Below are 9,835 nucleotides of genomic sequence, written 5' to 3'. Positions count from 1 at the left end.
ATACGGCCGCGCGCGGTATCAAGGGCGAGGCGGTCGCCCTCGATCGCATAGCCACCACACGGGCCATCGACACGAGCGATCCCGGCTTCGTCCAGCGCCGCGGCACAGGCCGCATCGAGCAGATGCTCCGCCTCGGGGGCGATCAGCGTGACGTCGCGGGTGAAGCCGCGCAGGAACAGCGCCTCGCGCATGCCATGGTCGCCGGTTCCGATCACGGCGACCCGCTTGTCGGTCACTTCATAACCGTCGCAGATCGGGCAGTAGCGCAGCAGCCCGCGTTCCAGCGCTGGATCGTGTACCGCGGGCATCAGGCCATGCGGGCGATGATTGACGACCCCGGTGGCGAGCAGCACGGTGCGGGCGCAATAACTGCCTTCGCCGGTGATGACGAGGAAGCCGTCGGCGTCGCGGCGCAATCCGGTGACCTTCACATTCTCGCGCGTCGCGCCGTAACGCTGCGCCTGTTCCTGCATCCGCCGCAGTAATTCCTTGCCGGCGATCCCCTCCGGGAAGCCGGCATGATTATGCGTCCGTGGAATCATCGCCGCGCGGCTGGAGCCGCTGTCGAACAGGCGGATCGCAAGATGGTAGCGGGCCAGGTAGATAGCGGCGGTCAGCCCGGCCGGGCCGGCGCCGATGATGATGCAATCGTCCATTCGCGTTGCCGCCCTCAGGTCAATGTATATACATTTCGCTACGCCGACCTGTCGTGCCGTCGCAGTGGCGTCAACGGGTTGATCGCGTCACAGGCGCTGGCGCTGAACCTGACGCTCGTTACCAACAACGAACGCGATTTTGCGCTTATACCTGGCCTGGCCTGGCCATCGAAAACGGGATGATATGACCTTTCGCACCACCATCCTGACGCTGTACCCGGAGATGTTTCCCGGTCCGCTCGGCACGTCGCTGGCGGGGCGGGCATTGCGCGAGGGGCGCTGGTCGCTCGATGCGGTCCATATCCGCGACTTCACCTCTGACCGCCACCGCACCGTCGACGATACGCCGGCGGGCGGCGGCGCGGGGATGGTGTTGCGTGCCGATATCGTATCGCGCGCGATCGATGCGCATGCGGACGGTCGCCCGATCGTGGCGATGACGCCACGCGGACGCCCGCTGACACAGGCGCGGGTGCGTGCGCTGGCGGATGGGCCGGGGGCGATCGTGCTGTGCGGACGGTTCGAGGGGTTCGACGAACGATTGTTCGAGGCGCGCGCGATCGAGGAAGTGTCGATCGGCGATTATATCCTGTCGGGCGGCGAGATGGCGGCGCTGGTGCTGCTGGACGCTTGCGTTCGCCTGCTCCCCGGCGTAATGGGCGCGGCTTCCAGCGGAATCGAGGAAAGCTTCGAAAACGGCCTCCTCGAATATCCGCATTATACCCGACCTGTCGAATGGGAAGGGCGCACGATCCCCGAAGTGCTGCGATCGGGGGATCATGCGAGGATCGCGGCCTGGCGTCAGTCACGCGCCGAGATCGACACACGGCTACGGCGGCCGGACCTTTGGGAGCGTCATGAGGGCGCTCGGGTCGGCTCGCCCTCTGGCGCGCGGCAACGGACTGAGGACGAGTAAGATGAACCTGATCCAGACGCTCGAAGCCGAGCAGATCGCCAAGTTCAACGAAACCAAGAAGATCCCCGAATTCCGCCCGGGCGACACGCTGAAAGTGGGCGTGAAGGTGGTCGAAGGCGACCGTACCCGCGTGCAGAATTACGAAGGTGTGTGCATCGCGCGCGCCAACAAGGGCATGGGCTCTTCCTTCACGGTGCGCAAGATCAGCTTCGGTGAGGGCGTGGAGCGCGTCTTCCCGCTGTATTCGCCGAACATCGATTCGATCGAGGTGGTACGCAAGGGTGCGGTTCGCCGCGCCAAGCTGTATTATCTGCGTGGCCGCACCGGCAAGTCGGCGCGTATCGCCGAGCGCCGCGACAATCGCCCGACGGTCGACGCCGCCGAGTAATCGCCGCGACGGCGATCCGGCGAAAAGGGGGCGCGGCGGGATCACCGCCGCGCCCTTTTTTGCGTGCTTTACGCGCCCCGCGTGCACCGCGATAAGAGCGCCGCGCGCCCCGGCGGCGCGTTTTCGGAGGGTTTGATGCGTGGATGGGTTCCGGCGGCGTTGTTGCTCGCCTCGACGGCAAGCGTGGTGATGGCGGAACCGCTTCCGGACAATCAGGCGAGCGCCGTGGCCGTCCGGCCGCTGACGCTGGAGCGCGTCTTCGCCAGCCCGGATCTGGCCGGCACACAGCCGCAGGCGTTGAAGCTGTCGCCCGACGGTACGTTGCTCACCTCGGTGCGCGGTCGCCCCGACGAGAAACAGCGCTTTGACCTGTGGGCGCTCGATACGCGCAGCGGGCAGGAGCGGATGCTGGTCGATTCCCGTTCCGCCGGCAGCGGTGCCGAACTGTCGGAGGCGGCGAAGATGCAGCGCGAGCGCGATCGCTCGCTGACCGGCAAGACCGGCATCCTGCAATATGACTGGTCCCCGGACTCGCGCACCATCCTCGTCCCGATCGACGGCGAATTGTATCTCGCCGGGCTCGACGGGCAGGTGACGAAGCTGCCCGGGACGCGCGACGCACTCAACCCGACGGTCAGCCCGCGCGGGACGCGGATCGGTTTCGTCCGCGACCAGAACCTGTACGTCCAGCCGCTGGCCGGTGGCGGTGCCGCGACCGCGATGACGCGCGATGGCGGCGGGCCGGTGCATTGGGGCGAAGCCGAATTCGTCGCGCAGGAGGAAATGGATCGCCGCACCGGCTATTGGTGGTCGCCGGACGAGCGTTATCTGGCGCTCGAACGCTTCGATGAAACGCCGGTCAAGGTGTTCACCCGCGCCGCGATCGGCGCCAGCGGTACCAGGATCTACGAGCAGCGGTATCCGGCGGCGGGCACGCCGAACGTGCTGGTCGAGCTGCATATCCTGCGCAGCGACGGATCGGGCGGGGTGAAGGTCGATCTCGGCAGCGATCCCGACATCTATGTCGCCCGTGTCGACTGGCTGCCGGACGGTTCCGCGCTGCTGGTACAGCGACAGAACCGTGCCCAGACCCGGCTCGACATGTTGCGGGTCGATCCGAAGACCGGCGCCTCGACCGTGCTGTTCACGGAGAGCGCTGCGCCGAAAAGCTGGATCAACCTGACCAACGCCTATCGCACTTTGTCCGACGGGAGCATGATCTGGCGGTCGGAGCGCGACGGCTTCGCCCATCTGTGGCGTTTCAAGGCGGGGCGATGGACCCAGCTGACGAAGGGGCCATGGGTCGTCTCCGATCTGGTCGGCGTCGACGAGAAGGCGGGGCGCGCATTCTTCACCGCGAACAAGGACGATATCCTAGAGCAGCATCTGTATGCGATCGACCTGAAGACCAGGGCGATCACCCGCCTGACCGAGCGCGGCTGGTGGAACGAGGCGACCGCCGACCCGTCGGGATCGCGCTTCATCGTCCGCCGGTCGAATCCCGATCAGCCGACGCAGGTCTATCTCGCCGATGCGTCGGGCAAGCGGTTGCGCTGGATCAATGAGAACCGCGTCGCAGGCGATCATCCCTATGCTCCCTATGCCGCCAGTCACGAGCCGATCCGTTTCGGCACGCTGACAGCACCGGACGGCACCGAACTCCATTGGGAGATGATCACGCCCAAGCTGGTGCCGGGAAAGCGCTATCCCGTGTTCTTTCAGCATTACGGCGGCCCGCACACCCAGGAGGTCAAGCGGGACTGGCATGCACCGCTGATCCAGCACATCGTCGATCAGGGCTATATCTTCTTCCGGATCGACAATCGCGGCAGCGATCATCGCGGCGTCGCTTTCGAACGCGCGATCTGGCACGCGATGGGCGGGGTCGAGGTGGAGGACCAGCTGGCCGGCGCCACCTATCTGAAGACGTTGCCGTTCGTCGATCCGACCCGCATCGCCACCTATGGCTGGTCCTATGGCGGCTATATGTCGCTGAAGATGATCGAGGCGAACCCCGGGGTCTATGCGGCGGCGATCGCCGGTGCGCCGGTCACCGACTGGCGGTTGTACGATACGCATTACACCGAACGCTATATGGGCGATCCGCGGACGGATGCTGCGGCCTATGATCAGTCGCGCGCCGTGATCGATCCCCGGCGGATCACCACGCCGTTGCTGATGATGCATGGCATGGCCGACGATAACGTTTTCCTCGATAATTCGACCGAGGTGGTCGCGCGTCTGCAAGCGGCGGATATGCCGTTCGAGATGATGTTCTATCCCGGCAAGACGCATGCCGCCGCGCGCGACATCCACGTGTGGACGACGATCGAACGCTTTCTCGCCACCCATGTCGGTGCCGGGCCGCGGTAGGGCGCTAGCTTTTCGCATGTTGCGGGGTTACGGCGCCGCGGCGAAACTTTTGTACGAACCCGCTCGGGCGGGATGGAAGGAATGAAGATGGGGTACCGGGTGGTCGTCGCAGGCGCGACCGGCAATGTCGGGCGCGAGATGGTCAACATCCTGGCGGAGCGGCAGTTTCCGGCGGATGAGATCGCGGTGCTGGCGTCCTCGCGCTCGGTGGGCGATCAGATCGAATATGGCGACACCGGGCGGATGCTGAAGGTGCAGAATATCGAGCATTTCGATCCCGCCGGCTGGGACATGGCGTTGTTCGCGATCGGCAGCGAGGCGACCAAGGTCTATGCGCCCAAATTCGCGGCGGCTGGCTGCACGGTGATCGACAATTCGTCGCTATATCGCATGGATCCCGACGTGCCGTTGATCGTGCCGGAGGTGAACGCCGACGCGATCGACGGGTACAAGGCGAAGAACATCATCGCCAATCCGAATTGCTCGACCGCGCAAATGGTCGTCGCGCTGAAGCCGTTGCACGATGCGGCGACGATCCGGCGTGTCGTGGTCGCCACTTATCAATCGGTGTCCGGCGCGGGCAAGGTGGGGATGGACGAGCTGTTCGAGCAGAGCCGCAACATCTTCGTCGGCGATCCCGCCGAGGCGAAGAAGTTCACCAAGCAGATCGCGTTCAACGTCATCCCGCATATCGACAGCTTCCTGGAGGATGGTTCCACCAAGGAAGAGTGGAAGATGGTGGTCGAAACGAAGAAGATCCTCGATCCGAAGATCAAGGTCGTCGCCACCTGCGTCCGGGTGCCGGTGTTCGTCGGCCATTCCGAGGCGCTCAATATCGAATTCGAGAACGAGCTGTCCGCAGAGGAAGCGCAGAAGATCCTGCGCGAGGCGCCCGGCGTGATGCTGATCGATAAGCGCGAGGACGGCGGCTATGTCACCCCGATCGAAAGCGCGGGCGACGATGCCACCTATGTCAGCCGGGTGCGCGACGATCCCACCGTCGACAACGGCCTGTCGCTGTGGTGCGTCAGCGACAATCTCCGCAAGGGCGCGGCGTTGAACGCCGTGCAGATCGCCGAATTGCTTGGCCGCCGCCACCTGAAGAAGGCGGCGTAAGCCACGTTCGGCCTTCCCGGATGATCGCCACGGAGGGGGCCTGACGCATGCGCGCGTCAGGCCCCTTTGCGTTTCACGATCGCATGGTGGATCGCGCCGCCGCTATTCCGCGTGGATTACCTCCAGCTTGGTCTTCGGCTTGCGGAGCAGCATCACCAGCGGCACCACCACGATCGAGATCCACGCCATCAGGTGAAAGTCATTGATATAGGCGATCATCGCCGCCTGCTGGTTGACCATCGCATCCGCCATGGCGGTGGCGGTGTTGCCCAGTGTCGGAACGCGCTCGATGAGCGCCATCCCCGGGATCGTCTGATCGGTAACGTGGGCGGCAAGGTCGCTATGGCTGACCTGGATGTTGCGGGCCAGCAGCACCGTCACCATCGATATGCCCGCCGATTGCCCGATCGAACGCATCAGGTTCAGGATGCTCGCGCCGTCGGTGCGATAACGGTTGTCGAGCGTCGCGAAGGCCAGCGCGTTCAGCGGCATGAACACCAGTCCCATGCCCAGCCCCTGGACGAAGCCGGCACTGACCACGGGCCAATAGTTCATCTCCAGCGAATAGCCCGCCATCATGTGCAGCGACCAGGCGAACAGGATCAGCCCGACGATGATAAGGATGCGCGTGTCGATACGCCCCATTATCTGCGCGCCGAGCCACATCGTGAACAGCACGCCCACGCCACGCGGCGCCATCATCAGCCCGGTATCAATGACCGGATAGCCGAACAATTGCTGCAGCATCGGCGGTAGTAGCGCCATCGGGGCCATGGTGGAGATGCCGATCACCACCATGAAGATCATCCCCATGACGAGGTTCCGGTTCTGGAACAGGTGGCGATCGAACAGCGGGTGCCGCGCGGTAGCGAGATGGATCACCGCCAGCCACGCCGCGGCGGCGGCGACCAGCCCCTCGACGATGATTTCCCAGCTGGAAAACCAATCCTCCGTCTGTCCGCGATCTAGCATCAGCTGGAACGCCGCGACCGCGATCCCGACGAAGGCGAAGCCCATGAAATCGAACGATCGTCGCGCGGTCGGGCGCGATGGCAGCAGGAACCACAGGATCGCGAAGGTCAGAACGCCGACCGGCACGTTGACGTAGAACACCCAGCGCCAGTTATAGTTTTCGGTCAGGAAGCCGCCGATCACCGGCCCCATGATCGGCCCCACCATCACGCCCATGCCCCACACGCTCATCGCCTTGGCGGCGCGCTCGGGCGGGTTGATGTCGAGCATCGCGGTCTGCGACAGCGGATTGATGAACGCGGCGGTGATGCCCTGGATAACGCGGAAGAGCACCATTTCGGGCAAGCTGGTGGCGATGCCGCAGAGCATCGAGGCGAGGACGAACCCGCCCACCGCGATCAGGAAGAGCTGGCGGCTGCCGAGCCGGTCGGAGAGCCAGCCGGTCGCGGGCAGCGCGATCGCGGTCGCGACGATATAGCTGGTCAGCACCCAGGTGACGGTATCGACCGTCGCGCCGAGCGACGTCTGCATATGCGGCAGCGCCACATTGGCGATGGTCGTGTCGAGGATCTGCATCACCATCGCGCCCATCACGCCGACGGTCAGCAAACCGCGATGGCGCACTGGCAGCAACGCCTGGCCCGCCACGGGCGGGGCGGGGGGCGCCGCCGTCGCGGGCGCGGGCGCGGTAGCGGCCCGGCTGGCCATCAATGCCGCCCTGGCTGGGTATCCACCGACACATCGGCGGACAGGCCGGCGATCAGCGCACGCGGCGGCGCGCTGTCGATCGCGATCCGAACCGGCACGCGCTGCGTCACTTTCACCCAATTGCCGGTCGCATTCTGCGCCGGCAATACCGAGAATTGCGATCCCGTACCGGCACCGATCGACTGGACATGCCCCTTCATCTTGATGTCCGGATAGGCATCCAGCCGGATCGTGGCCGGCTGACCAAGCCGCATATGATCGAGATCGGTTTCCTTGAAATTGGCCTCCACATAGGCGCCGCGCAGCGCGACCAGCGTCAGCGCGGGCAGGCCGCTCGGGGTGATATTGCCGACCTGCAACCGGCTGGTCTGGCTGACGATCCCGGCATAGGGCGCACGGACGACGGTGCGCGACAGATCCAGCGCTGCCTTCTCGCGGCGGGCATAGGCCGCCTGGATCGCCGCCGGCGTGCTCGATCCGCTCGCCCCGCTGGATACCTGTTGACGAGCCCGCGCCGCATCCGCCTGGGCCGCGGCGATACGCGCCTGCGCCGCCGCCACTTGCTGCGTCGCGGCGTCAAGCGATGCGCGCGTGGTGAAGCCGCGCGTCATCAGCGCTTTCTGACGCTCGAACGTCGCCTGCGCCAGCGTCAGATCGGCTCGCGCACCCGCCAGCGTCGCGGCGGCGCTGCCGGTATCGGTCGCCTTGGTCGATACGTCGACGCGCGCCTCGGCCAGCGCGGCATCAGCCTGTTCGAGTGCGATGCGATAGGGCTCGGGATCGATCCGGAACAAGATGTCACCCGCGTTGACGCGCTGGTTCTCCCGCACCTCCACCGAGACGATCCGTCCCCCGGTGTCGGGGCTGATCGACGACATGTCCTGTTTGACATAGGCATTGTCGGTGCTGGCATAACGGCCGGAGGTCAGCCAGAACCAGCCGCCGATCGCCGCCAGCAGCAATGGCACGCTGACCATCAGCGCCAATCTGCCCCAGCGACGCCGTGGAGCCGGCGCGGCAGGCGTTTCGAGGTCGTCGGGGGCCAGCGTCGGGGCGGCCTCATCAGCCGCCAGGGTGCGCTGCGGGTCGGCATCAGCCATGCGCGCTCTCCTGCTCTAGGGGGGATTGAAGGTTGCCGCGAATGCGATCCAGCACCTCGATGAACATGTCCTGCCGCTCGGCGGGAATGCCCTCCAGCGCGCGATCCGACAGATCGTCGGCCAGAACGCGCAGTTGCGCGATCAACGCGCGAGACTTTGTCGTCAGATAGATATGCCAGGCGCGGCGGTCGGCGGGCGCACGCCGACGCTCTACCAGATCGGCTTCCTCGAGCCGGTCGATCATCCGGCACAGGGTGATCGGCTCAACCTCCAGCCGGTCCGCCAGCGCGCCCTGGGTCAGCCCCTCTTCGCGGTGAAGCGCCGTCAGGGCGCGCCATTGCGGCCGCGTGACACCGATGGTGCGCGCGCGTTCGTCGAAGCGCCGGCGCATCAAGCGCGCGACATCGCTGACCAGAAAGCCGATCGAATCACTCATGTCGGCGCATATAATAAGTACCCTTATGATAATGAAGTCCTGCCCCACCGGCTTTGGATGGACCGCCCGGCCACCTGGGGGTAAGGGCGACGCATTCTCGCCCATTTGCCAATTCGGGACGTAACGATCATGGCTACCGCCGTAGCGCCGCGCTTCTTCGACAGTTTCGACGGTCAGCCGATCGCCTATCGCGAAATGGGCGAGGGGCGCCCGGTGATGCTGATCCACGGCTATTTTTCGGACGCCGTGACCAACTGGATCCGCTACGGCCATGCCGAGGCGATCGCGGCGTCGGGGCGCCGGGTGATCATGCCCGATCTGCGCGGGCACGGCGACAGCGCCAAACCGCACGACGCGACGGCCTATCCTACCGACGCGTTGGCGCGTGACGGTCATGCGCTGGTCGCCCATCTCGGGCTGACCGATTACGATCTCGGCGGCTATTCGCTCGGCGCGCGCACCACCGCGCGGATGCTGGCGACCGGCGCGAAGCCCGGCCGCGTGGTGTTTGCCGGCATGGGGCTAGAGGGGTTGATCGATGCCGAGCGGCGTGCCGATCACTTTCGCCATATCCTCAGCAATCCGGGAACACATGAACGCGGCTCTCCGGCATGGCTCGCGGAGGCGTTCCTCAAAACCACCGGCGGAGATCCCGTCGCGTTGCTGCATGTGATCGACACTTTCGCCAGTACCGACGAAGCGATTGTTGCCGGCTTCGACTGGCCGGCGCTGGTCGTCAACGGCGTGGACGATGATGACAACGGGTCGGCGCGGGCGCTCGCAGACCGGCTGCCGGATGCGCGTTACGTCGAGGTGCCGGGCAATCACATGAGCGCAGTGACCAAACCGGAACTGGGCAAGGCGATCGCAGCCTTTCTGGCCGGCTGATCAGACAAGCGCCGCCGCAAGGTTTGTGGCCCTTGCCGTCACTCCGGGGCGAACCGCGGAGTGACGGTCAAGGTGCTTACGCCGCCGTCGGTGTCGTGCCCTTTTCCGGAATCGTATTTTCATCAGCGATTCCGGCCGTGAAGGAGGCGCTTGAGTCCGTGCCATCCGGCTGGTGCGCGGCGCCGTTCGGCTTCGGCGCCGGCAGCGCCTTGTGGCGTGGGGTGGATCCTCGCAGCGTCAGCAGCGCGGCGGTGGCGGCGCCGAACGAGGCCACACCGCCGG

At 65.7% G+C, this 9,835-nt stretch carries 9 protein-coding genes and 1 pseudogene; 5 read left to right on the top strand and 5 right to left on the bottom strand.

The window, feature by feature from the left end; all coding sequences use genetic code 11:
* On the bottom strand, window positions 1-656 hold a 656-nt coding region (locus tag ACFDSW_RS12130; RefSeq protein WP_375250548.1), incomplete at its 3' end, for an NAD(P)/FAD-dependent oxidoreductase.
* A 184-nt stretch (window positions 657-840) separates the two neighbouring features.
* Here ACFDSW_RS12130 and trmD point away from each other — a divergent pair.
* The 4 genes from trmD to ACFDSW_RS12110 all read left to right on the top strand — a co-directional run bounded on the left by trmD (window position 841) and on the right by ACFDSW_RS12110 (window position 5,449).
* On the top strand, window positions 841-1,572 hold the full coding sequence (gene trmD, locus ACFDSW_RS12125) for a tRNA (guanosine(37)-N1)-methyltransferase TrmD (RefSeq protein ID WP_375250547.1): 732 nt from the start codon (window positions 841-843) through the stop codon (window positions 1,570-1,572).
* A gap of 1 nt (window position 1,573) precedes the next feature.
* Window positions 1,574-1,960 (top strand): 50S ribosomal protein L19, encoded by a 387-nt coding sequence (gene rplS, locus ACFDSW_RS12120; protein WP_375250546.1) that lies wholly within the window; start codon window positions 1,574-1,576, stop codon window positions 1,958-1,960.
* A 135-nt stretch (window positions 1,961-2,095) separates the two neighbouring features.
* The gene (locus tag ACFDSW_RS12115) at window positions 2,096-4,333 is read left to right on the top strand and encodes a DPP IV N-terminal domain-containing protein (protein WP_375250545.1); all 2,238 of its coding nucleotides are present in this window, start codon (window positions 2,096-2,098) and stop codon (window positions 4,331-4,333) included.
* Between the two features lie 87 nt (window positions 4,334-4,420).
* Complete coding sequence (locus ACFDSW_RS12110) at window positions 4,421-5,449, top strand: aspartate-semialdehyde dehydrogenase (protein ID WP_375250549.1); 1,029 nt, start codon at window positions 4,421-4,423, stop codon at window positions 5,447-5,449.
* A 102-nt stretch (window positions 5,450-5,551) separates the two neighbouring features.
* Here the strand turns inward: ACFDSW_RS12110 and ACFDSW_RS12105 are convergent, their stop codons facing one another.
* From ACFDSW_RS12105 to ACFDSW_RS12095, 3 genes are read right to left on the bottom strand one after another with little or no spacing between them, the layout of a single operon-like run.
* Complete coding sequence (locus ACFDSW_RS12105) at window positions 5,552-7,129, bottom strand: DHA2 family efflux MFS transporter permease subunit (protein ID WP_375250544.1); 1,578 nt, start codon at window positions 7,127-7,129, stop codon at window positions 5,552-5,554.
* Window positions 7,129-8,229, bottom strand: coding sequence for an HlyD family efflux transporter periplasmic adaptor subunit (locus tag ACFDSW_RS12100; protein WP_375250543.1), 1,101 nt, complete (start codon window positions 8,227-8,229; stop codon window positions 7,129-7,131). Before ACFDSW_RS12100 ends, ACFDSW_RS12105 begins: the two co-directional genes overlap by 1 nt.
* Complete coding sequence (locus ACFDSW_RS12095) at window positions 8,222-8,665, bottom strand: MarR family winged helix-turn-helix transcriptional regulator (RefSeq protein ID WP_375250542.1); 444 nt, start codon at window positions 8,663-8,665, stop codon at window positions 8,222-8,224. The genes ACFDSW_RS12100 and ACFDSW_RS12095 overlap by 8 nt, the downstream gene beginning before the upstream one ends.
* Before the next feature lie 129 nt (window positions 8,666-8,794).
* On the opposite strand from ACFDSW_RS12095, the gene ACFDSW_RS12090 reads away from it, so the two are divergent.
* Entirely contained in the window at window positions 8,795-9,553 is a 759-nt protein-coding gene (locus tag ACFDSW_RS12090; RefSeq protein ID WP_375250541.1) for an alpha/beta fold hydrolase, read from the top strand.
* A 76-nt stretch (window positions 9,554-9,629) separates the two neighbouring features.
* On the opposite strand, the pseudogene ACFDSW_RS12085 reads toward ACFDSW_RS12090, so the two are convergent.
* A pseudogene (locus ACFDSW_RS12085) lies at window positions 9,630-9,835 on the bottom strand (hypothetical protein); the annotation flags it as partial.

Source organism: Sphingomonas sp., from assembly GCF_042091075.1.
In the GTDB taxonomy this organism is placed as follows: domain Bacteria; phylum Pseudomonadota; class Alphaproteobacteria; order Sphingomonadales; family Sphingomonadaceae; genus Sphingomonas.
This window is presented reverse-complemented; position numbering and strand designations above follow the sequence as displayed.

Coding starts and splice junctions, on each gene's coding strand:
- ACFDSW_RS12090 (WP_375250541.1), top strand. CDS start 8,795: ATGGCTACCGCCGTAGCGCCGCGCTTCTTCGACAGTTTCGACGGTCAG.
- ACFDSW_RS12110 (WP_375250549.1), top strand. CDS start 4,421: ATGGGGTACCGGGTGGTCGTCGCAGGCGCGACCGGCAATGTCGGGCGC.
- ACFDSW_RS12095 (WP_375250542.1), bottom strand. CDS start 8,665: ATGAGTGATTCGATCGGCTTTCTGGTCAGCGATGTCGCGCGCTTGATG.
- ACFDSW_RS12100 (WP_375250543.1), bottom strand. CDS start 8,229: ATGGCTGATGCCGACCCGCAGCGCACCCTGGCGGCTGATGAGGCCGCC.
- trmD (WP_375250547.1), top strand. CDS start 841: ATGACCTTTCGCACCACCATCCTGACGCTGTACCCGGAGATGTTTCCC.
- ACFDSW_RS12105 (WP_375250544.1), bottom strand. CDS start 7,129: ATGGCCAGCCGGGCCGCTACCGCGCCCGCGCCCGCGACGGCGGCGCCC.
- rplS (WP_375250546.1), top strand. CDS start 1,574: ATGAACCTGATCCAGACGCTCGAAGCCGAGCAGATCGCCAAGTTCAAC.
- ACFDSW_RS12115 (WP_375250545.1), top strand. CDS start 2,096: ATGCGTGGATGGGTTCCGGCGGCGTTGTTGCTCGCCTCGACGGCAAGC.